This is a genomic window from Streptomyces sp. NBC_00989 (assembly GCF_045162655.1).
Lineage (GTDB): Bacteria > Actinomycetota > Actinomycetes > Streptomycetales > Streptomycetaceae > Streptomyces.
Window position 1 is genome coordinate 10249522 of the sequence record NZ_CP108728.1, and the last position, 22236, is coordinate 10271757.

At 71.8% G+C, this 22236-nt stretch carries 20 protein-coding genes; 10 read left to right on the forward strand and 10 right to left on the reverse strand.

Annotation, left to right across the window (positions count from 1 at the left end; translation table 11 throughout):
- Positions 1-92: 92 nt before the first annotated feature.
- From OG714_RS46150 to OG714_RS46160, 3 genes are all read right to left on the reverse strand, one after another.
- Positions 93-2789, reverse strand: a complete 2697-nt coding sequence (locus OG714_RS46150; protein WP_406130230.1) for a DUF6493 family protein — start codon at positions 2787-2789, stop codon at positions 93-95.
- The gene (locus OG714_RS46155) at positions 2786-4156 is read right to left on the reverse strand and encodes an SWIM zinc finger family protein (RefSeq protein WP_406130231.1); all 1371 of its coding nucleotides are present in this window, start codon (positions 4154-4156) and stop codon (positions 2786-2788) included. Before OG714_RS46155 ends, OG714_RS46150 begins: the two co-directional genes overlap by 4 nt.
- A 76-nt stretch (positions 4157-4232) precedes the next feature.
- Positions 4233-5012, reverse strand: coding sequence for a DeoR/GlpR family DNA-binding transcription regulator (locus OG714_RS46160; RefSeq protein ID WP_406130233.1), 780 nt, complete (start codon positions 5010-5012; stop codon positions 4233-4235).
- Between the two features lie 127 nt (positions 5013-5139).
- Here OG714_RS46160 and OG714_RS46165 point away from each other — a divergent pair, with 127 nt between their 5' ends.
- Together OG714_RS46165 and OG714_RS46170 are read left to right on the forward strand one after the other, a co-directional pair.
- Positions 5140-6021: an SIS domain-containing protein gene (locus tag OG714_RS46165; RefSeq protein ID WP_406130235.1), complete on the forward strand. Its 882-nt coding sequence runs from the start codon at positions 5140-5142 to the stop codon at positions 6019-6021.
- 36 nt (positions 6022-6057) lie between these two features.
- Positions 6058-6927 carry a ketose-bisphosphate aldolase gene (locus tag OG714_RS46170; RefSeq protein WP_406130237.1) on the forward strand — a complete coding sequence of 290 codons (870 nt, stop codon included), beginning with the start codon at positions 6058-6060 and terminating at the stop codon, positions 6925-6927.
- Here the strand turns inward: OG714_RS46170 and OG714_RS46175 are convergent.
- A complete protein-coding gene (locus OG714_RS46175) occupies positions 6917-8050 on the reverse strand; it encodes a methyltransferase (protein WP_406130239.1) in 1134 nt (377 codons plus the stop codon). The two genes, OG714_RS46170 and OG714_RS46175, sit on opposite strands and share 11 nt — an antisense overlap.
- A 76-nt stretch (positions 8051-8126) precedes the next feature.
- Here OG714_RS46175 and OG714_RS46180 point away from each other — a divergent pair, with 76 nt between their 5' ends.
- The 4 genes from OG714_RS46180 to OG714_RS46195 all read left to right on the forward strand — a co-directional run bounded on the left by OG714_RS46180 (position 8127) and on the right by OG714_RS46195 (position 11693).
- Positions 8127-8768, forward strand: a complete 642-nt coding sequence (locus tag OG714_RS46180) for an alpha-ketoglutarate-dependent dioxygenase AlkB family protein (protein WP_406130241.1) — start codon at positions 8127-8129, stop codon at positions 8766-8768.
- A 124-nt stretch (positions 8769-8892) separates the two neighbouring features.
- The gene (locus OG714_RS46185; RefSeq protein ID WP_406130243.1) at positions 8893-10131 is read left to right on the forward strand and encodes an ROK family protein; all 1239 of its coding nucleotides are present in this window, start codon (positions 8893-8895) and stop codon (positions 10129-10131) included.
- 118 nt (positions 10132-10249) lie between these two features.
- Positions 10250-10501 (forward strand): hypothetical protein, encoded by a 252-nt coding sequence (locus OG714_RS46190; protein WP_384149240.1) that lies wholly within the window; start codon positions 10250-10252, stop codon positions 10499-10501.
- 10 nt (positions 10502-10511) lie between these two features.
- Positions 10512-11693 (forward strand): flotillin family protein, encoded by a 1182-nt coding sequence (locus OG714_RS46195; RefSeq protein ID WP_019058116.1) that lies wholly within the window; start codon positions 10512-10514, stop codon positions 11691-11693.
- Between the two features lie 129 nt (positions 11694-11822).
- On the opposite strand, the gene ilvY is transcribed toward OG714_RS46195, so the two are convergent.
- Complete coding sequence (gene ilvY / locus OG714_RS46200) at positions 11823-12674, reverse strand: HTH-type transcriptional activator IlvY (RefSeq protein WP_406130245.1); 852 nt, start codon at positions 12672-12674, stop codon at positions 11823-11825.
- Between the two features lie 88 nt (positions 12675-12762).
- Between ilvY and OG714_RS46205 the strand changes: the two genes are divergently transcribed.
- A complete protein-coding gene (locus OG714_RS46205; RefSeq protein WP_406130247.1) occupies positions 12763-14232 on the forward strand; it encodes a ketol-acid reductoisomerase in 1470 nt (489 codons plus the stop codon).
- 40 nt (positions 14233-14272) lie between these two features.
- On the opposite strand, the gene OG714_RS46210 is transcribed toward OG714_RS46205, so the two are convergent.
- From OG714_RS46210 to OG714_RS46230, 5 genes are all read right to left on the reverse strand, one after another.
- Positions 14273-15073, reverse strand: a complete 801-nt coding sequence (locus OG714_RS46210; RefSeq protein ID WP_406130248.1) for a TIGR03943 family putative permease subunit — start codon at positions 15071-15073, stop codon at positions 14273-14275.
- Entirely contained in the window at positions 15070-16083 is a 1014-nt protein-coding gene (locus tag OG714_RS46215) for a permease (protein WP_406130249.1), read from the reverse strand. Before OG714_RS46215 ends, OG714_RS46210 begins: the two co-directional genes overlap by 4 nt.
- 189 nt (positions 16084-16272) lie before the next feature.
- Entirely contained in the window at positions 16273-17184 is a 912-nt protein-coding gene (locus tag OG714_RS46220) for a phosphotriesterase (protein WP_406130250.1), read from the reverse strand.
- Positions 17181-17765, reverse strand: a complete 585-nt coding sequence (locus OG714_RS46225; RefSeq protein ID WP_406130252.1) for a DUF4865 family protein — start codon at positions 17763-17765, stop codon at positions 17181-17183. Before OG714_RS46225 ends, OG714_RS46220 begins: the two co-directional genes overlap by 4 nt.
- Positions 17766-17776: 11 nt before the next feature.
- Positions 17777-18334 carry a TetR/AcrR family transcriptional regulator gene (locus OG714_RS46230; RefSeq protein ID WP_406130253.1) on the reverse strand — a complete coding sequence of 186 codons (558 nt, stop codon included), beginning with the start codon at positions 18332-18334 and terminating at the stop codon, positions 17777-17779.
- Between the two features lie 221 nt (positions 18335-18555).
- Here OG714_RS46230 and OG714_RS46235 point away from each other — a divergent pair, with 221 nt between their 5' ends.
- The 3 genes from OG714_RS46235 to OG714_RS46245 are packed head-to-tail and all read left to right on the forward strand — an operon-like array spanning position 18556 to position 22171.
- Positions 18556-18864 carry an SHOCT domain-containing protein gene (locus OG714_RS46235; protein ID WP_406130255.1) on the forward strand — a complete coding sequence of 103 codons (309 nt, stop codon included), beginning with the start codon at positions 18556-18558 and terminating at the stop codon, positions 18862-18864.
- Positions 18861-19613, forward strand: a complete 753-nt coding sequence (locus OG714_RS46240) for an ABC transporter ATP-binding protein (RefSeq protein ID WP_406130257.1) — start codon at positions 18861-18863, stop codon at positions 19611-19613. The genes OG714_RS46235 and OG714_RS46240 overlap by 4 nt, the downstream gene beginning before the upstream one ends.
- Positions 19610-22171: an ABC transporter permease gene (locus OG714_RS46245; protein ID WP_406130259.1), complete on the forward strand. Its 2562-nt coding sequence runs from the start codon at positions 19610-19612 to the stop codon at positions 22169-22171. Before OG714_RS46240 ends, OG714_RS46245 begins: the two co-directional genes overlap by 4 nt.
- The last annotated feature ends 65 nt before the right edge of the window (positions 22172-22236 follow it).

The following is a 22236-nucleotide window of genomic DNA, read 5'->3' on the forward strand; positions in this document are numbered from 1 at the left end:
CGGCCTCGACGTCCCGCAACTCGCCTTTCGGCAAAGCCGGTTCACCCTTCCTCGGAACCGGCACTCCCCGACCCGACCCGCCTCGCGCCCCGTCAGCGCAACGCGTCGCGCAGCAGCCTGGCGTTCTTCACCAGCTGACTCGACCCGGTGCGCCCGGCCACCGCCACGACCTCGGGGATCTCGCCCTTGGCGCCGCAGTGCGAGGCGCACATGACGCCGAGGGAGAGGAACGCCCCCGCGCCCCGGACCGGCGTGTCCCGCAGCAGGCCGGGGAGGGCGGCCGAGAGGACGGACCACACGGTGCCGTAGGCGCCCGTGTCGGCCGCGCTGCGCAGTGTGTCGTGCGCGCGGTTCGACTCCACCCACTGGGCGCGGATCAGCACCTCGATCTGCTCCCCGAGCAGTCCGCCGTCCAGCTGACCCCGCGCGGCGAGCACCAGCAGGGCGTCCACCACCGCGTCCGGATCCAGTCTCATGTCGATCGCCAGCGCGAGGTGCACCGCGTATTCGGCGGGGCCCCCGGACTCCGCCACGAGCGGCAGGATTCCGGTCCTGCCCCGTCCGGCCTGCGGGGACTCCATGTAGTCACGGGCCATCACTTCCTCACGGTGGTGCGGCAGTTGAGCCACCCAGAAGGGCGCGGCCGGCTCCCCGAGTGAGGTCTTCCTCTTCGGATACGGCCCGAACAGGGCCGCCGCGGCAGACGGGAGGGGCGGGTCGACGACCACCCCGGAGCGCAGGGGCGTACACCACATCTCCCACGAACTGACCGGCTTCCGCTGCTGCCACCCCTCCCGCGTCGAACTCTGGCGCGGCAGACCGCCCTCGCGCAGCCACCGCGCCAGCCGCTGCCCAGCGTCCGAACGCAGCTTCCCGGCCGCGCGCAGCACCTCCTCGGCCGAGGCGTCCGGGACGACCGAGGTGTCCGAACCGTCCGGGACGGGGGCCACGCGCAACAGGGCCTGCGCCAGGTCGACCGGGGCGGGGGCGACCCCGAGTTCCTCCAACTCCCCGATCCGCTCCACCAGTTCGGCCGCGTCCAGCGCGCCGGTGCTGTGGGTCGGCACGGCCAGCAGGAACGGCTGCGTGCCGGACTCGATGACGTCCATCGCCTCGGTCAGCCGCGCCATGAGCATGCTCCCGGGGAGGGAGGGGACGCGGGCGTACCGGCTGTCCCCGCGCAGATGGACGGCGTTCTCCCTCGGCTCGTCGCCCCGTACCGCCCTCGCCACGTCGTAGAGGTCGGACTGCGTGCAGTCGTACCTTTCGCGCGGTTTCCTGCGCACGACCGGACCCAGCGCCTCGGACAGGGCGCTCCGGTCGCGGTGGGCGTGGCGGACCAGCCCGTCCAGGGCGCGTTCGAACGGCACCACGTCCCAGTCGTCCGCGACGACCGCCGCGACCTCCTGAGCGACCTCGACGGCCGTCCCGACGGGCCCCGGCACCGGTCGGGGGCCGGTCAGGACGGGAAGGACGTCGGCGACCTGCTCGACGACGGCGAACTCCCGGGACACGCCGAGCAGTTCGGCGGCGCGTTCCGCGATGCCGGGGCCGAGCCGCCCGGCCGCCGTCCGCAGGTCCGGCAACACCGCGTCCCCGGCGGCCTTGAGGTGCCGGGCGACCACGTCGAGGGCGCGCTCCTGCAAGGACGCGTCCCGGTGGTCGAAGGTCATCGCCACGTCGGCCAGGACGCGGGCGGCGCGCGTCGGGTCCCGCCGGATCTTCCGGTCGAGCCAGGTCAGTTGGGCACGGACGATCTTCTTCTCCGGCCGTAGCAGGACCCGTTCGCAGACGTCGGTGAGGATGCCGGGCTCCAGCAGCCCCGCCTCGTCCACCCCGGTCAGGACCTCCTGGGCGTAGCCCGCCACCGGCAACGACCCGTCCAGCAGGGCCACATGGTCCCGGACGACGGACGCGTTCTCGGCCGGTGTGGGCGCGAGGGCGCGCAGGAAGGCGAGGGGCGGCGCCGTCTCCATGCGGGTGCCGTCCTGGAGGAGACGGGCGAGCAGGGTCTCGACGAGCGCGGCCCGTTCGTCCGCGACCAGGGCGTGTTCGGGCGGTGCGAGGGCGAGTGACTCCACGATTCCCGCGCCGTAGTGCGGGTGTGGCGGATCGGCGGCCAGGTCCGCGAAGAGGTTGCGGACGAGCTCCTCGCGGTCGATCAGACCGTCGGTGACGAGGCCGGTCAGCATGTCCAGCCAGTTCGGACGGCCGGCGACGAAACGCCCCGGGTGCGCCACGATCAGGGGCAGGAGCACGGGAGTGAAGTCGTCGGCGCGCAGCCGCTCCGTGAGGCTCGACCCCGGTGCCCCGCCCAGGAGATGACCGGGCCGCTCCCCGTGGTCGCCGGCCCGGTCGGGCAGCCAGTAGAAGAGGAACGGGTCCGATGCCGGGACCGGACAGCCCGTGGTGCGTACGACATGTTCCACGGTCCTGAGCCAGCCGGCGGTCAGCTTCGCCTCCGGGCCGTCGAGCCGTGCGATCAGCTCGGCCCGCCAGGCGACGGGGTACAGGTCCAGGACGTCGACGGTCCAGGCACCGGACGGGATCGCGTTCCTGTGCCGCGCGACCCAGTCGGCCGCGGCCTCGGGAGTGACCTGGCATGCCAGATCCGCGGCATACCGGGCGGCGACCTCCTCCTGCGGCCGCTGGAACCGGGTCTCCTGTATCGCCTCCCGGAGATCCGCCGTGTCCTTCGCGTACCCGGCGCGCTGCTCCGGGGTCAGCGTGCCCAACTCCCCGACCACCGCGGCGAGATCGCCGGCTTCCACGAGTTCCAGCAGTCTCACAGTGCGGCCTCCGTCGTCTCGTCCCGGACCATGCGCGCCGCGAGGACGTGCTTGCAGGGGCCGCGTCCGCCCCGGTACTTCGCCCACCACAGACACGTGCAGCTGAGCCGCCCCGTGTCGTCGGCGCGGACCAGGTGGACCCGGTCGCCCTTCCCGACCCGGGTCAGCGCGCCGTCGGGCCGGACCGCCCCGTCGGCGACCAGGGCCCGCGCTCCGCGCAGCCGGGGGTTGCGTGCCTCAGCGGCGCCCGCGTCGAAGGGCAGATGGCGGTGGAAGTACGCCTCCTCCGCGAGGTCGTAGCCGATCTGCCCGGACGTCCCCAGCACCGTCAGCGCGGCCCGGACCCGCTCGGGAGACAGCTCGGCCTGCCGGGACAGCTCGGACACGTCGATCCTCGGCTCCCAGGCCAGCAGCGCCGAGACGAGGTCCGCGTCGTCCGCCGCCGGGCCGCCCGCGAGGTCGTACAGCACACCGCCCTCACCGGAGAACCCCCGTGCCGCGTCCTGCGAGAGCAACAGCGTCAGTCGCATGCCCGGCAGCCCGACCTCCCACGCGACGGCCGTGGCCTGCCCCTCCGCGAGGTCCGGGGCGTAGATCCGCAAGGTCGTCGCGTGCCGCAGGACTTGACGGAGCGTCAGCAATCGGTCGGGACCGGGCAGGGACACGGCTCCGGGTGCCGGCCTGCTCGCGGGGCGCAGGGTGCGGCCCGCGGGTGTCAGCCAGCGCGTCGTCCGGCTGCCGGCCCCCGACCGGGGCAGCGCACGCAGGACGGCGGCCGCCTCCGCTGCCGGCACCTCGGCGCGCAGGGTGAAGCCGGCCGCGAGCACCTGGGCCTCGGCGAAACCGCGCAACCAGCGCTCCGGGAGGGGCACCCGCTTCTCCACGAACCGGCCGTCGAAGGTCCTGACCTCCAACTCATCGGGCCCGACGGTCAGTTGCAGCGGGTCGAGACCGCCGAGTCCGGCGAGCGCCCGCCGGAGCGGGAGGTTGATGTCGACGTTCGTGGTGCCGTGACCGACATCGTCGCCGTCGAGGCCGGGCGCGAGTACGTCGAGGCGGGCGTAGACGCCGCAGCAGCCGGAGAAGGACTCCATCCGCAGCCGGTCGCCGTCGGCCGTCACCACCGGGTCCAACGAGGCCGGCGCGGCCGGTCGGTAGTACCGGGCGGCCGCCACGTCGGCGACCGCCAGCAGCGCCGCCGCCGCGGCGGTCGGCGCGGTCAGGAACCCGTGGAAGAACCGCGGATGGGCCACCTCACCGTCCGGCGTGGCACCCCCGGAGGTCTCCAGCGCGAGGGTGGGCCCGGCCGCGGACGCGCGCACGGCCGACGGGTGCAGGTAGGTATAGGACTGTAAAAGTGAGGTCACGCGGACACGCTATGACGGGGTACTGACAGAGACCGCCGGACTCGGAAGCGTCTACGAGGGTGAGGCAGCCCTGCCGTCACACCGCGACGACCCCGACCCCCGCCTCCTCGAACCGCCGCACCATGTCCGCCCCCACCCCCGCGTCCGTCACCAGGGTGTTCACCGCCTGGGCCGAGCAGATCCGGGCGAACGCCCGCTGGCCGAGCTTGCTGGAGTCGGCCGCGACGATCACGCGCTCGGCGCGCTCGCACAGCAGCCGGTTGATGGCGGCCTCCGCCTCGTCGTGGGCCGCCGCGCCGTGCGTCACGTCGAAGGCGACCACACCGAGCACCGCCACGTCGACGGTGATCTGCGAGAGCACCCCGTCCGCGAGCGGCCCGACGAGTTCGTACGACTGCGGGCGCGCTACCCCGCCGGTCAGCACGATCTTGAACTGGGGCCGTACGGCAAGTTCGTTGGCGATGTTGAGCGCGTTGGTCACGATGGTCAGCGCGGGCGTCCCGGAGGTGAGGTCGCTGCGCACGGCGAGGGCGCGGGCCACCTCCGTGGTCGTCGTGCCGCCGGTCAGGCCCACCGCCTCGCCGGGCGCGACGAGTTCGGCGACCGCCTTGGCGATGCGCTGCTTCTCGGAGGCGTGCCGGGCGGTCTTGTAGCGCAACGGCAGTTCGTACGACACCCCGTGCACGACGGCGCCGCCCCGGGTGCGCACCAGCATCTGCTGCTCGGCGAGTTGGTCGAAGTCGCGGCGGATCGTCGCGGCCGACACCGCGAGGTCGGCCGCGGCCTCCTCGACGTCGAGCCGGCCGCGCTCGACGAGCAGGTCCAGCAGCGTCTTCCAGCGGGCGTCGCGCGACATCCGCACTCACTCTCCGTTCCTCGATCCTCCGCGACCCTAGCGCACGCTCCCTTGGTCCAATTGCTTGATTGTGCTCGAAAGCTCGCTATATCTTGCAGGAACAAGCATCAACGGGGAGGGGTACGGCATGACCTATGTCGAGGACGAGCTGAACAGCCAGCCCGAGTGCTGGATACGCGCCGCGTCGGAGGCGCCCCGACACCGGGACGCGCTGCCGGCGCCGGGGGAGCGGGTCGCGATCGTCGGCTGCGGCACCTCGTATTTCATGGCCCAGGCGATCGCCGCCCTGCGCGAGGGAACAGGCCAGGGTGAGACCGACGCCTTCGCCGCCTCGGAGTTCCCGTACGGGCGGACGTACGACCGCGTCCTCGCCCTCACCCGCTCCGGCACCACCACCGAAGTGCTGGAACTCCTGCGGCAGTTGAGAGGGCGCACCCGCACCACCGCGATCACCGCCGACCCGCACACGCCCGTCATGACGGCCGCCGACGAGGTCGTCGTGCTCGACTTCGCCGACGAACGGTCCGTCGTACAGACCCGGTTCGCGACCACCGCGGTCACCCTGCTCCGCGCCCACCTGGGCCTGCACACCGACGCCGTGGTCGCCGACGCCCGTACCGCGCTAGCCGCCGAACTGCCCCAACAGCTCATCGCCTGCACCCAGTTCACCTTCCTCGGCCGCGGCTGGACCGTCGGGCTCGCCAACGAGGCCGGGCTGAAGATGCGCGAGGCCTCCCTGTCCTGGACCGAGGCCTACCCGGCGATGGAGTACCGACACGGCCCGATCAGCATCACCACCCGCGGCACCGCCACCTGGATGCTCGGTGAGGCGCCCGAGGGAATCGCCCAACAGGTGGGCGCCACCGGCGGGTTGTGGATCGAGGGCGGCCTCGACCCCCTCGCCGAACTCGTCCGCGCCCAGCGTCTCGCGGTCGCCGTCGCCGCGTACCGCGACCTCGACCCCGACCGCCCGCGCCACCTCACCCGCTCGGTGATCCTCACCCCCTGAAGCCCCGGTATCCGGTACGCCAGGAAAGGACAGGCCGTGCCCCTCGTCACCACCGGCGAGCTCGTCACCCGCGCCGCCGAGGCCCGCTCAGCGGTCGCCGCCTTCAACATCATCACGCTGGAACACGTCGAGGCCGTCATCACCGGCGCCGAGTCCACCAGTGCCCCCGTCGTCCTCCAAGTCAGCGAGAACGCCGTCAGGTTCCGCTACGGCCGCCTCCTCCCGCTCGCCCGCGCGGCCGTCGCCGCCGCCGAACGGGCCGCCGTACCCGTCGCGTTGCACCTCGACCACGTCCAGAGCGACGACCTGCTGCGGCAGGCGCACAGCGCCGGGTTCAGCTCCGTCATGTACGACGCGGCCCGCCTGCCCTACGCCGAGAACCTCGCCGCGACCCGCGCCGCCGCCGACTGGGCGCACTCTCAAGGGCTGTGGATCGAGGCCGAGTTGGGAGAGGTCGGCGGCAAGAACGGCGAGCCGCCCCTCGACGCCCACGCACCCGGCGCCCGCACCGACCCCGCCCAGGCCCGCGCCTTCGTCGCCGACTCCGGCGTGGACGCACTCGCCGTGGCCATCGGCAGCTCCCACGCCATGACCACCCGCACGGCCACCCTCGACCACGACCTCCTCAAGCGGCTCACCGCGAACCTGGACGTCCCCCTCGTCCTGCACGGCTCCTCAGGAGTCCCCGACGACGAACTGACCGCGGCCGTCGCCGGCGGCATCACCAAGGTCAACGTGGGCACGGCTCTCAACCTCGCGATGACCGGCGCGATCCGCGCCTTCCTCGCCGAACACCCTGAGGCGGTCGACTCCCGCACGTACCTGAGCGTGGGGCGGGAGGCGATGGCAGGGGCGGTGGCCCGGATCATCGGTGTGCTCGACGGAGGGGGTCCGGCTACCGCTTGACGGCCTTCAGCACGACGAACTTGGCGTCGCTGGCCACCAGTTGACTGTTGCCGAACAGCCGCTTCAGCTTCACGTGGTAGGCGAGGTGACGGTTGCCGATGACCCACAGCTCGCCGCCCGGCCGCAGTGCGCGCCGCGCCCCGGAGAACATCCGCCAGGCCGTCGCGTCGGTCGTCGCCTGGTGGGAGTGGAACGGGGGATTGTTCAGCACGAGGTCCACGCTGTCGGCCGGAACCCCGACCAGCCCGTCCCCGACCCTGAACTCGGCCTGCCCCGGAACGCCGTTCGCCTTGTACGTCGCCTCCGCCGAGGCGACGGCCTGGAACGACTCGTCCACGAACAGGACTTCGGCCTCCGGATCGGCCAGCGACACCGCCGTACCGACCACGCCGTTGCCGCACCCGAGGTCGACGACCTTGCCGAGCCCAGGACTTGAGGGCAGGTTCTGGAGGAGGAAACGGGTGCCGATGTCGAGGCGTTCCGCGCAGAACACACCCGCGTGGTTGACCACGGTCCGGCCCGAGACGACACCGATGCCGTCGGGCAGGGCATAGCTGTGCGGCCAGGGGTTGGTGGCGCGGGCCGCCGACGACCGGGGCGTGCAGTGGATCAGCCGGGCCTTCTTCTCGGCCAGCGAGGTCCGGGTCGGGCCGAGGATCCGCTCGAACAGCTTCAGCGTCGAGGTGTGGATCTCCTTCACCATGCCGGTGCCGACGACGACCGTGTCCGCGTGCACCGCGGGCGCCAGCCGCAGCAACTGGTCCTCCAGCAGCGCGAGACTCTTGGGCACCCGGACCAGCAGCACGTCGACGCGCTCGGGCGGCGGATCCTGGGTGGTGAGCAGCCGTACGGAATCGGCGTCGGCCTCGTTGCGGGCGAGGTTCGCCCTGGTCGCCTCCTGAGTGAGGAACGAGTCCGTGATCTGCACCGGACCGTACTCCGCGAGAGCCGTGGCCAGGGCGCCCCAGCGGTCGCCCACGATCACGACCGTGCCGGACAACGGGGTGTCCTGTTCCGCGAGATGCCGCAGAAGGTATTCGTCGGAGGCGTCCCAGGCGCGCAGCCGGTCGCGCTGGTCCTCGGGGAAGCGGGACAGGGCGTGCTCGCCCTGCGGAGTCGTCATTCGGTCGATATGGTCGTCCATCGTGCGCCAAGGCTAACCGAGTCCCAGTTCACGGCCGGTCGGGCAGGATGGGCCCATGGACGCCGAGCTGTTTCCCAGGCCCCGGACGGAGGTCGCTCCCGGCGCCGTGCACGTGCCGGACTGGCTCGACACGGCCCGCCAGCGCGACCTCCTGACGGCCTGCCGCGAGTGGGCCCGGCCCCCGGCCGGACTGCGCACGGTCCACACCCCCGGCGGCGGCACGATGACCGCCCGGCAGGTGTGCCTGGGCTGGCACTGGTACCCGTACGCCTACTCCCGCACGGCGACCGACGGCGACAACACCCCCGTGAAACCGTTCCCGACCTGGCTCGACGACCTCGGGCGGCGGGCGGTCGCCGACACACTGGGGGCGCCGGCCGCGTCGTACGACATCGCACTGATCAATTTCTACGACGGCGACGCCCGCATGGGAATGCACCGCGACAGCGACGAACAGTCCGACGCCCCCGTGGTGTCCCTCAGCCTCGGCGACACCTGCGTCTTCCGCTTCGGCAACACCGAGACCCGTACGAAGCCGTACACGGACGTCGAGTTGAGGAGCGGCGACCTGTTCGTGTTCGGGGGCGCGTCGCGGCTGGCGTATCACGGGGTGCCGCGGGTGTACGAGGGCACGGCGCCGGGGGAGTTGGGACTGAAGGGCAGGTTGAATGTCACGCTCAGGGTCAGCGGGTTTTAGGGCGCGGGGCTGTATCGATATGCGGCTCCGCCGCGTGGGCGCGACCAGCCCCCACCGGCCCGCGCTGTGAACACCACCTGCACTCCTCGTCTCCACTCCTACGGATCATGGGAGACTCCCCCTCATGAGCGGCAAGGCGGACCCCCGGCCGGCGGGGGAAGGAACCACCTCGAGGGCGAGACTGGACCGAGGCCGCGGAGCGCTCGGCCCCGCGCTGGAGCTCGTGCACACCGGCCGCGCCCCCACCCGCGCCGTACTCACCGCCGAACTGGGGGTGACCCGGGCGACGGCCGGCGCGGTGGCCGCCGAGCTGGAGGCGCTGGGGCTGATCAGGGTCGATGCCAGGCCCGGCGCGGCAGCCGGTTCACAGGGACGCCCCTCGCACCGGCTCGCGCTGGCCGAGGACGGCCCCGTCGTGCTCGCCGCCCAGGTGCACGCCGACGGCTTCCGCGCCGCGCTGGTCGGGCTCGGCGGCCAGATCGTCGCGACCGCACCCGGCTGCGAGACCGTCGACGCGGACCCGGCGAAGGTGCTCGGCTCGGTGGTGGAGGCCGGCGCGGATCTGCTGCGCGAGACGGGCCGGCGGTGCGTGGGCGCCGGGCTCGCCGTGCCCTCCGCCGTGGCCGAGCCCGAAGGACTGGCGCTGAACCCGCTCCACCTGGCCTGGCCCGCGGGCGCGCCCGTGCGGCGGATCTTCGCCGAGTGCGTGCGCGCGGCCGGCCTCGCCGGACCCGCGTTCGCGGGCAACGACGTCAACCTCGCCGCGCTCGCCGAGCACCGGCACGGCGCGGGACGCGGCGCCCGCGACCTGCTGTGCGTGGCGACCGGCCACCGGGGTGTCGGCGGCGCGCTGGTGCTCGACGGGCGTCTGCACACAGGGAGTTCGGGCCTCGCACTCGAAGTCGGGCACCTCACCGTCAACCCCGAGGGCCGCCCCTGCCACTGCGGCAGCCGCGGCTGCCTCGACGTCGAGGCCGACCCGCTCGCCTTCCTCACGGCCGCAGGTCGCGAACCCGGCCCCGAGGTCTCCCTGCTTCAGGAGTCCAACGAACTGATCCGCCGCCACTACGACGACCCGTCCGTCCGGAAGGCCGCCGAAACCCTGATCGACCGGCTCGGCCTTGGCCTCGCGGGCCTGGTGAACATCCTCAACCCCGACCGGATCATCCTCGGCGGACTGCACCGCACGCTCCTCGACGCCGACCCGGACCGGCTGCGCGCGGTCGTCGCCGGCCGGAGCCTGTGGGGACAGAGCGGGGGCGTGCCGATCCTCGCGTGCACCCTGGACCACAACAGCCTGGTCGGGGCAGCCGAGTTGGCGTGGCAGCCGGTGCTCGACGACCCGTTGGCGGCGCTGTCCTGACGGCGGACGGTGCCGTCCGGCAGACACGTGGAAAAGGTGTGTGGTGGGCCCGTTGGGTCCGTGACCCGAGTGGGTCTATCGTCAGAAACCTAAGGCCAGAGGATGGAGGCGGCCGGTGATGCCGCAGGACGAGGCCGTGATCGGATGCACGGGAGAGGTGATCATCGAGACGCGCGGCAGCGCGGGTCCCGGCGAGATCCTCGTGCGGGTCCGGGGCGGCTCCGAGACATTCCTGGCCTGGTCGGATGATCCCCTGCCCACGGGGGCCAGGGTGCTCGTGATCGAGTCCCGTGGACGTCGTGCCGTGCACGTCATCGAGTGGGCGGATCCATTGGACGCGCTGGGCGGCGAACCCGCCGGCGCAGAGTGAGGAGCAAGACATGTTCGGTTACCGCGTTCCCGCCCCCGATGAGGCGATGTTGATCTCGGGTGGCAGGCGGGGACTGGGGGGCGCGCCGTTCCGAGTGGTGACGGGGCACGGGAAGTTCGTGCTGCCGGTCTTCCGCAAGACCCGTTTTCTCACGCTGTCGATGTGCGAGGCCGAGGTCACCGAGACCTGTGTGACCCGGCAGGGCATCGCGCTGCACGTCCGCGCCGTGATCGCGTTCAAGGTCGGCAACGACACCGAGAGCATCATCAACGCGGGCCAGCGGTTCCTCTCCGACCAGGACCAGATGTCGGTGCTGACCGGCCGCATCTTCGCCGGTCACCTGCGGTCCATCATCGGCTCGATGACGGTCGAGGAGATCGTCACGGAGCGGCAGAAGCTCGCCGCCGAGGTGCTGGACACGTCGAAGGTCGAGATGGCGAAGATCGGCCTGATCGTGGACTCGCTGCAGATCCAGTCGATCGACGACGGCGAGGTCGGCTACATCGAGGCCATGTCCGCGCCGCACAAGGCGGCCATCCAGCGGCAGGCCCAGATCGCGCAGGCGCAGGCCACCCAGGCCTCCGTCGAGGCGGAGCAGGTCGCGGCCCGCAACCAGGCCGAGTACGCGCGGCAGACCGCGGTCGTCAAGGCCGAGTACTCGGCCGAGGTGGACCGCGCGCAGGCGCAGGCCGCGCAGGCCGGACCGCTCGCGCAGGCCCACGCCCAGCAGGAGGTGCTCGCCGCGCAGACCGAACTGGCCCAGCGCCAGGCAGAGTTGCGCCAGCAGCAGCTGGTCGCCGAGATCGTCAAGCCGGCCGAGGCCGAGGCCCAGCGGATCAAGCTGCTCGCCATCGCCGAGGCGGACCGGATGAAGATCCAGGCCGAGGCGGCGGCCTCCTACGACCGGGTCGCGCTCGACCGGATGCTGATCGACCAGCTCCCGCAGATCGTGAAGGAAGCGGCGGGGGGTCTCGCGGGCGCCAACGTCAACGTCCTCAACGGCGCGGACGGCCTGGGCGAGATCGCGGCGGGACTGGTGTCGCAGGGGCTGACGATTCTGGACTCGGTCCGGGGGAACCTCAGCGGCGCGGACCCCGACGGTCGTCGTCCCGGCGACGAGGTCAAGAACCTGCTCCAGTTGCAGGCGAAGAAGGACGAGAAGAAGAACGACGGGCCGGTGGACCTGGACTAGGCGCTCCGCTGGGAGCAGCGGGGTGTGCGTCGTCGGTTTGGTGCGGCGCCGTTGTGGCTGGGCGCGCCCGCGCGGCGGTAGCCGCAAATCAAGTACAGCCCCGCGCCCCTTGCAGCACAGGCCGCAGCCCTACGGCGCCGTGAGGCTCCACAGGGCTGCCACCAGGGGGCGGCGTAGATCCGACCGTCGTACACACAGGCCGATCGGGAACGGTTCCGGTGGTGGGTCCGCCGTGATCACCGCCAGCCGTTCCCGTACGGCGCTGTTGTCGAGGACGAGCCGGGGCACCACGCCCGTTCCGCAGCCCAGGGCGACCAGGGTCAACAGGCCCTCGTGGCCGTCCGGTTCGCAGGCCACGTCGGGTGTTGTGCCCCGGGTGCGGAACCAGCGGTCGGCGGCCTCGCGGACCAGGCCCCGGTGCGGGAGGACGAACGGGCCGTCGAGCCCCGGGTCGGGACGGTCGCGTGCGGTGACCAGGACCAGTTCGGTCACCGCGACCGTGCGACTCGCCAGCGGTTCCGGCAGCCGCGCCGGGATGCCCGCGACCGCCACGTCCACCTCACCCTCGTCGAGGCGGGCAAGCGCCGCCGCCGCGTCGCCGGTGCGCAGATCGAGCCGTACCTGCGGATGCGCGGCCCGGAACGGCGCCAACAGGTCGGGCAGCAGGGCCTGGCAGGCGGTCACCGTCGCGAACAGGGCCAGCCTTCCCGTGAGGTCGGCCGGGTCCGGATGCTCCTCGCGGTAGGCACGCCACAACTCCAGTGACTGGACGGCGTATTCACGGAAGCGGTGCCCCTCCGCGGTCAGGGACACCCCGCGCGCCCCGCGGTCGAACAGCCGGTGTCCGAGGCCGGCCTCCAGTCGCTGCACGGTCCGCGTGAGCGTCGCCGGACTGACATGACAGTCGAGACTGGTCCGCCCGAAGTTCAGCGTCTGCGCCAGATGCAGGAAAAGCCGTAGCTCCCGATGGTCGTCCCGCATACCGTGACCTGTCCCTTTCACCTCACGCAACAGACCGCTGCGCAAGTTGCGCTTGCCGCAACGCTCGCCCGGAGCCTACAACTCCACCATGACCTCGACCACGTACACCTCCGCCGTCTTCACCCTCGAAACGATGGACGTGCCCGGCGGCACGGAGACCATCCTGCGCGGTGGCCGGCACCTCTTCCCGCTGCTCCCGCAGGCCTTCGCCGGCGTCCGCCGTATCGGCGTCATCGGCTGGGGCCCGCAGGGGCGTGCCCAGGCCCGCAACCTGCGCGACTCCCTCGCCGGTACGGACATCCGGGTGAGCGTCGGTCTGCGCCCCGGCTCGGCGTCCGCGGCCGACGCCCGCGCGCACGGCTTCACCGAGGAGGACGGCAGGCTCGGCGACTGGCTCGCGGTCACCGCCGACAGCGACCTGGTGATCCTGCTGATCGCGGACGCGGCCCTCGCCGCCCACCACGAGGAGATCTTCGGGGCGCTGAAGCCCGGCGCCACCATCGGTCTCTCGCACGGCTTCCTGCTCGGTCATCTCCGGGCCACCGGTGGGGAGTTCCCGCCCGGACACGGCGTGATCGCCGTCTGCCCCAAGGGCATGGGCGACTCCGTGCGGCGGCTCTACGAGCAGGGTGCGGAGATCAACGGCGCGGGCATCAACAGCAGTTACGCCGTCCACGCCGACCCCGACGGCAAGGCCACCGACCGCGCGCTCGGCTGGTCGGTCGCGCTGGGCTCGCCGTACACCTTCCGCACCACCCTGGAGAGCGAGTACCGCTCCGACATCGTGGGCGAACGCGCCATCCTCCTCGGTGCCGTCCACGGCATCGTCGAGAGCCTCTTCACGCGCCACCGTCTGACCGGCGACGACGCGGTGACCGCGTACGAGCGCTCCTGCGAGAACGTCACCGGCCCGATCGCCCGCACCATCTCCCAGGCCGGACTCCGCGCCGTCCGCGAGGAGTTGGACCCGGCCGGACGGGAGGTCTTCGACCGCGCGTACTCGGCGACCTACGGTCCCGCCCGCGAGATCGTCGCCGAGATCTACGACGAGGTCGCCGACGGCACCGAACTGCGCAGCGTGGTTCTTGCCGAACGGCGGCTCGGGGCACGGGAGATGAGCGGGATCGGCGGTTCCCCGATGTGGGCCGCGGGAGCGGAGGTCCGGGCGCGCCGGGCCGAACGGGCCCTGCCCGTCGAGCCGTTCACCGCCGGGGTGTTCGTGGCGACCATGACCGCCCAGGTCGACGAGTTCGCCGAGCGCGGTCACCCCTGGTCGGAGATCGTCAACGAATCCGTCATCGAGGCGGTCGACTCCCTGCTGCCGTACATGCACGCACGGGACGTGGCGTACATGGTCGACAACTGCTCCCGTACGGCCCGTCTGGGCGCCCGCCGTTGGGGCCCGCGCTTCCAGGCGGCCTACGAGCAGATCGCCTACCCGGCATCCGAACTCCCGGCGGACGGAGCCCTGTTGGCGGCTTTCGACACCCACCCCATGCACGAGGCCCTGGCCGCGGCGGCGAAACTGCGGCCGTCCGTGGACATCTCGGTGGCCTAGCTCGCCGGCCTGGCTCGGTTGCCTGGTTCAGTTGCCTGGCTCAGCGCGCGCTCGGGAACGGCAGAGCGTCCTGGTAGGCGTTCACCGGCTTGGCGACCTTCTCGACGGTGACGCCGTCGAGCGCGGCCGCGGCGGAACTCGTCCCCAGGGTTCCGCTCGCGTGCCAGGTCCCGGTGATCGTCACCCAGGTGTTGGCGGACAGGGCCGGGATGCCGTAGACCCGCACCTTGATGGACTGGGCGTCCGCCGCGCAGCACGAGATCATGATCCGGGTCAGGTCCCAGTAGGCGGACCCCTTGTCGGGCGTGACGAACCCGGTCATCTGGACGGTGCGGCCCTTGATGACCCGCTTGCGGTCCTGCTGCACGCGGGTCGTGAAGTCGGTCAGGGTCATCGGCAGCGGCGAGGTCGCGGGCAGCGGATCGAAGGAGTCCTGCACGGGGACGGCCTTGGTGGCGGCGCGGGAGGCGGTGTAGGCGCCGAGGGCGGGTGGGGCGTAGAAGAGGAGGCTGAGTGCGGGGAGGAAGAGCAGCCAGGCGACGCGGGGCACCTTGGAGTGGTTGTGGCCCGTGTGCTCTTCGGGGAGTTCGGTGTGGTGCTGGTCTATGTGGTTCTCGCCTATGTGGTCTTGGCCTGTGTGGTGGCCATCCATGCCCGGGTTCTGCCGTGACCGTGACCAGGCCTCCGCGATGCCGAGCAGGATCAGCAGGAACCCGGACACGACGAGCATCGGGCGCATGCTCGACTTGACGTAGCGCAGGCACAGGTCGGTGAAGAGCGAGGCGTGCAGCAGGCCCAGGCCGCTGAGGACGAGCAGGGTCACCTGGAGGGGGCGTCTCACAGCAGTACGGCTCCGATCAGCGCGCTGGACAGCACCGCGACGACCGTCGTGGCGGCGGAGAAGCGAGCCGCGAAGGCCCGGCCGAACGTGCCCGCCTGGAGGGCGATCAGCTTCAGGTCCACCATGGGGCCCACGACCATGAAAGCGAGCCGGGCGGTGGGGGAGAAGCCCGTGAGGGAGGACGCGACGAACGCGTCGGCCTCGGAACAGACCGCGAGGATGATCGCGAGGGCGGCCAGGAAGAGCACGGACAGCCAGGGCGAGCCGGCGAAGGTGTCGAGCACCGAGCGCGGGACCGCGACATTGAAGGTCGCCGCCGCCATGGCCCCGACGACCAGGAACCCGCCCGCGTGCAGGAAGTCGTGCTGGAAGCCGGTGCGGAACTCCGTGAAGCGGCTGTGCCCCGGCCGGTGTCCGGTGTGACGGGCGACCGGCCGCAGCCACTCCTCACGCCCCAGCCAGAGCCACAGCCAGCCCATCACCACGGCGGTCGCGAGCGAGGCGAGCAGCCGGGCCAGCACCATCACCGGACTGGCGGGAAACGCGATCGCGGTGGCGGTCAGCACGACCGGGTTGATCGCGGGCGCCGAGAGCAGGAACGCGAACGCGGCGGCCGGGGTGACCCCGCGCCCGATCAGACTGTTCGCGACCGGCACCGACGCGCACTCACAGCCCGGCAGCACGACCCCCGCCATCCCGGCCACCGGCACCGCGAACACGGCCCGCTTGGGCAGCACCTTCGTGAACACCCGCGCCGGTACGAACGCGTTGATCGCCCCCGACAGAGCCGTACCGAGCAGCAGGAAGGGCAGCGCCTGCGTGGTGATGGCGAGACACACGGTCCGCCAGGCCTGCACGGCCGGCGCGTCCAGCCACCGCCCGACGACGAACAGGAGCAGCCCCGGAACGACAGCCGCCCCGAGCAGCATGAGCGGCCAGGACCGGGGCCACCCGGTCACCGCGACATCCGCTTCCGCCGCCGCTCCGGGTGGCTCAACCGTCGTCTGCACACGAGCTCCACATGTTCGATGTCCGCGTCGAACATAGCGGGCCCTTCTCAGCCTTCGGCGACCGGCTCCGGAGAGCGGGCGTTCTGCGCGACGACATAGCGGGGTGCCGTGGTGAATGCGTGCGCCTTGCTCACGCTGACGCGGGGCGTGCCATGGTTCCCCGTTCCTTCCAGCGCCCTCCGCCTTCCCTCAGCGCCACTCGACCGCGAACGCCCGCGCCGGGTTCTCCGTGAAGACGCGCCACACGAGTTCCTCCCCCAGCTCCACCGCGAGCCGTGGCCGCATCCGCCGCAGCAGATACGGCATCCCCGGGCCGCCGTCCACCGAGCGCGCGTCGGCGACCACCGTGTCCCCGCCGAGCAGCAGCCGGTCGCCGAAGCCGGCCTCGGCCAGCGTCCGGACCGTGTCCGGCATCCGCCAGTCCGTGGCGTGGTGGGCGCGGGACGGGCCGTCGAAGGCCAGGTAGGCGCCCGAATCGGCGGCCTGTCGCTGGACCACCGGGTCGGGGGAGCGGTTCAGGTGGCCGAGGATCACCCGGTGCGGCTCGACCCCCAACTTGCCGCACAGCAGCTCGAGTACGTCGAGGGCGCCCGTGCCCAGCTCCAGGTGCACGGCGATCGGTGCGCCCGTCGCGCCGTGGGCCTCGGCCGCGGCGGTCATCGTCCAGCGGGCGTGCGCGTCGAGGCCGTGGAAGCCACCCGCGACCTTGATGATCCCGGCGCGGACACCGGACGGCCCGACGCTCTCGGTCAGTTCGGCGACGAAGACCTCGGCCAGCCTGCCGCGCAGACTCTCCAGCAACTCCGGGCTGTAGTGCGCCGCTTGGTGCAACCCGGTCGCGCAGACCACATGCACACCCGTCTCCCGGGACAGCGGCGGCAGATCGGCGACCCGTCGCCCCATCCCGTACGGCGTCCATTGCACGATGCTGCCCCCGCCGACGGAACGGAACGCGTTCAACTCGGCCCGTGCGGCCGAGGCGTCACCCAGCTCCTGGCCGGGGAGTCGCGGGCTGCGGAGGAAGAGATGGTCGTGCGCGTCGCACATACCCAGCAGCCGCGGGTCCACATCCCCAAGTACCGTACGGACGAGGGTATTCACCACTGCCGCCCTCGCGGTAACCCGTCCCGCCCCGGCGCCGAGAGGTGCAGCACCTGGAACACGTCTCCCTCCGCCTTCGGCGTTTCGTGCTCCCAGAGCGAGAAGTGGACCAGCTCCCAGCTGTGCGGATCGACGGCCGCCGCCGCGAGGACCGCACCGTCCTCCCCGGCCAGCCGCCGGGTCTCACGCACCGCGTCCTCCATCACCGCTGCCAACTCCCCACTCCCCGCTATCCGTTGACGCCGCCGCACGGCGACGGCCGCCGGTGAGCCCGCAGCGCCGCCCTCCTCGTACGCGAGGCCGGTCCACCGCAACACCTCCGGTCGCCCGAAGTCGTCGACGAGCCTCTGGAAGGCGCCGCCCCAGAGGAAGCGGTTCATGCCCTCCACGGTGTTCCACAGATAGAACGGCGCGTATTGGTTGACCGGCGAACCGTGCACCCCGCGCTCACGCAGCAGATACGCCTTGAAACCGAGCCCGTCCCAGTCGTCGAGCAGATGCCCGACGCGGGCGACCCGGTCCCGGACGATGTCCATGTCGTAGTCGGCGGGAAGGGTGAGTTCGTAGTTCATCGCGTGCATCACATGCCTCCTCAGGAGGGTGAGAGAAGAGAGAGCAGTCCCCGGACACCGACGTCGAAGGCGGCCGGCGACCCGGACGCGCGGGCCAGGACATACCCGCCCTGCACGGTAGCGAGGATCGTGGCGGCGATCTCCTCACCGTCCAACTGCGGCCCGAACTGGCCCTGTTCCTTGCCCTCTTCGACGATTCCGGCGAGCCGCTCGCGGATCGCGTCGAGCGTCGCGTCCACCGGCTCCCGCAGCTCGGCGCTGGCGATCACGTCCGGATCCATCGTCAGCCGCCCGACCGGACACCCGCGCAGCACATCCCGCTCGCGCCGCAGATACGCCTCGATCCGCTCGTACGGCGTGCCCGGCCCGTCGAGTACTCCCACGGCGGTGGCCAACAACTCCTCGGCTGTCCGCCGGATCGCCACCAGCGCCAGCTCCGGCTTGCCCTTGAAGTGGTGGTACATGCTGCCCTGCCCGGCACCGGCCCGCTCCAGGATCGCCTTGGGGCTGGTGCCGACGTAGCCGCGCTCCCACAACAGCTCGCGAGTGGACTCGATCAGTCGCTCCGGGGTGCTCATACGAGGACTGTACATACTAGTAGGTACAGAAGTCGAACGGTTATCGGCGGACGGGGAGCAGCCAAAACGCACCCGCGTACTCCCCGGGAGGTACGCACACAGCCGCTGGCCGTACGACGACCCGGACCCCTCCCCGGAGCCAGTCTCGATACATCACCGGACATCACCGGACCAGCAGGAAGCCCCCTTCGGGGCTCCGGACCTCTTGGAGATGAATCGACATGCAGACTCTGGCGAACTGGAACGGCGGCGGCCCCGGCCCGTGGATCCTGTTCTTCCCGCTGATCTGGGCGGCCGTGGTGGTCGGCGTGGTGACCGTGCTGCGCCGCACCGCCTGGCGCGGCCGCGGGATCGGGCGCGGCGGACCGTGGCGCGCGATGGCCGACCCCCGCCCCACCGGCGACTCCCCGCTCGCCGTCCTCGGCCGCCGCTTCGCCTCCGGCGAGATCGACGAGGACGAGTACTGGCGCCGCCTGTCCGTCCTGGACGAGCAGTTCGGCCGCACCGGCAAGGGCGGGGGCCCGGCATGACCTCCGTGACCACCACCCGCACGGCCGCGCGGGTCGTCGACGCCGTCAAGGTGTACGGCGTCGGCGACACCGCCGTACGCGCCCTGGACGGGGTGAGCGTCGACTTCCCGGTCGGCCGCTTCACCGCGATCATGGGCCCCTCGGGCTCCGGCAAGTCGACCCTGATGCACTGCGCGGCCGGACTCGACACACTCACCTCAGGCGCCGCGTACATCGGCGACACGGAACTCGGCTCCCTCGACGACCGACGCCTCACCCTCCTCCGCCGCGACCGCGTCGGCTTCGTCTTCCAGGCCTTCAACCTGATCCCGACGCTGACCGTCGCCGAGAACATCACCCTCCCCCTGGACCTCTCCGGAGCCAGCGGCGACCAGGAGTGGATCGACGCACTCGTCGACGTCGTCGGCCTGCGCGACCGCCTCCACCACCGCCCCTCGGAACTCTCCGGCGGTCAGCAGCAACGCGTCGCCGTGGCACGGGCGTTCGCGGGTCGGCCGGAGGTCGTCTTCGCCGACGAGCCGACCGGCAACCTCGACTCCCGCTCCGGCGGCGAGGTCCTCGGACTGCTCCGCCGTGCCGTACGGCAGACGGACCGCACGGTCGTGATGGTGACCCACGACCCGGTGGCCGCCGCCCACGCCGACGAGGTCGTCTTCCTCGCGGACGGCCGCCTCGTGGACCGTATGCAGGACCCCACGGCGGAGAAGGTCCTGGACCGCCTGAAGGCCTTCGAGGACGTGAGGTCATGAACGCGTCCGTACGCCTGAGCATGTCCTCCCTGCGGGCCCACAAAAGGCGCTTCGCCGGTACGTTCCTCGCCGTGTTCCTCGGGGTCGCCTTCCTCGCCGGGACCCTCGTCATGGGCGACACCCTGCGCGCCAACTTCGACACCATGTTCGGCGACGCGACCAGCGGCACGGACGCGGTCGTCCGCAGCGCCGACGCCATCACGACACCCGGCGAGAGCCAGGGCGTACGGCAGCCCGTGAGCACGGCCCTGGTGAAGACCATCGACCAGGTCCCCGGCGTCGCGGCCGCCGCCCCCAGCATCCAGGGCGCGGGCCAACTCGTCGGCGCCAACGGCGGGGCCATCGGCGGCAAGGGCCCGCCCACCCTCGCCGGCAACTGGATCACCGACCCGAAGCTCAACCCGTACCGGCTCGCGGAAGGCCGAACTCCTGCCCGCTCGGGCGAGGTTGTCATCAACCGAGGCGCCGCCGACAAGGGCCACTTGACGATCGGCGACACGACGACCCTGCGCACCCCCGACCCCGTCAAGGTGACGATCGTCGGCCTCGCGACCTTCGGCGGCGAGGACGGCATGGCACAGGTGACGTTCACCGGCATGACGCTGTCCGACGCCGAGAAGTACCTCACCGCGAAGCCGGGCGAGGCGGCGAGCATCCAGGTACGAGCAGGCCCGGGCGTAAGTCAGCAGGCACTGGTCAACAACCTGACTCCCGTCCTCCCCAAGGGAGTTGAGGCGATCACGGGTCAACAGTCGGCGCAAGAGAACACGGACATGATCTCGTCCCAGTTCCTCACCATCTTCACCACCTTCCTCCTGGTGTTCTCCGGCATCGCCCTGCTGGTCGCGACCTTCTCCATCAGCAACACGTTCGCGATCGTCATCGCCCAACGCACCCGGGAGAACGCCCTGTTGCGCGCCCTCGGCGCCTCCCGCCGCCAGGTCACCGCAGCCACCGTCACCGAGGCGAGCGTCGTCGCGGTCACCGCGTCGACCGCCGGACTGGCGGGCGGCATCGGCATCGCGGCCGGACTGAAGCTGCTGTTCCCGGCGATCGGATTCCCGTTCCCCGAGGGCGACTTGGTGATCCGGACACTCTCCATGGTCCTGCCCCTCGCAGTCGGCATCATCGTCTGCCTGGGCTCCGCACTCATGCCGGCGGTACGAGCGGGCCGCACCGCACCCCTGGCGGCGCTGCGCGAGACGGCCGTGGATCAGACAGGCGCGTCCCGTGTCCGAGCGGTGACAGGACTGGCCCTCGCCGCCTTCGCGATGGGGGCCACCCTCACCGGAGTGCTGATCTCACCGTCCTTGCTGCTGGCGGGACTTGGCGCGGTACTGGCCCTGGTCGCCTTCGTCGTCCTCGGCCCCGTCGCCTCCTCCACGGCGGTACGCGTCCTCGGCAGCCCTCTGGACCGACTGCGCGGCGTCACGGGCGCACTCGCCCGACGCAACGCCCTGCGCAGCCCCCGCCGTACGGCCGCCACCGCGAGCGCGCTGATGATCGGCGTGGCCGTGGTGTCCCTGTTCACCGTGTTCGGCGCCTCGTTGAAGGCCACGATGGACCAGACGGTGTCCCGGTCCTTCGCCGGTGACGTGGCCGTCAGCACCCCGTCCTTCGGCGCGGGCGGCAGCGGCCTGAGCCCCCGACTCGCCCCGGCCATCGGCAAGCTGCCCGAGGTGGACACGGCAGTGGGACTCGGCCGCGGAGTGGCCGAAGTGGACGGCAAGGGAAGGGCGTTGACGGTGACGGACCCCACCGCCCTGGCCCGCACCTTCGACCTGGGCACCATCCAGGGCTCACTCCGCGCCCTCGGCACCGACGGCATCGCCATCACCAGGACGGAGGCCGACCGCCAACACCTGACCACCGGCAGCAAGGCCCAACTGGCCTTCACCGACGGCAAGAAGCAGACCTTCACGGTCCGCGCGGTCTACGGCCAGTCCGAACTCGCCGGCGACTACGTCATCACCCGAGCCGCCTGGGCCCCCCACCGCACCCAGGACTCCGACACACTGGTCGCCGTCTCCTTCAAGAAGGGCGTGAGCACGGCCAAGGGCAAAGCGGCGGTCGAGCGGATCGCTGCCCAATACGGCAACCCACAAGTCCAGACCCGCCACGAATACGCACAGTCCTCGGCCGGCGGCATCGACATGATGCTGACCCTCGTCTACGCCCTGTTGGCCCTGGCGGTCCTGATCGCCCTGCTCGGCATCGCCAACACCCTCACCCTGGCGATCCACGAACGCACCCGCGAACTGGGCCTGTTGAGGGCGGTCGGCCAGACCCGTTCCCAACTCCGGGCGATGGTCCGCTGGGAGTCGGTCCTGGTAGCAGGCTTCGGCACGCTCGGCGGCCTCGCCCTCGGCGCCTTCCTGGGCTGGGTCCTGGTCAAGGCCTCGGACGGCGCGAGCGACAGCGCCTTCGCCTTCGCGCTCCCGCCCGTCCAACTCGTGGTGGTGGCCCTGGTGGGCGTAGCCGCAGGCGCTCTCGCGGGCCTACGCCCGGCACGCCGCGCGGCCAGGCTGGACGTACTGCGGGCGATCGCCACCGAGTGATCTGACCCGGGTAGAGAAACTCACGGCGTCCACTCTCACAAGCGGCGAGGGCCCACCAAGTCCCA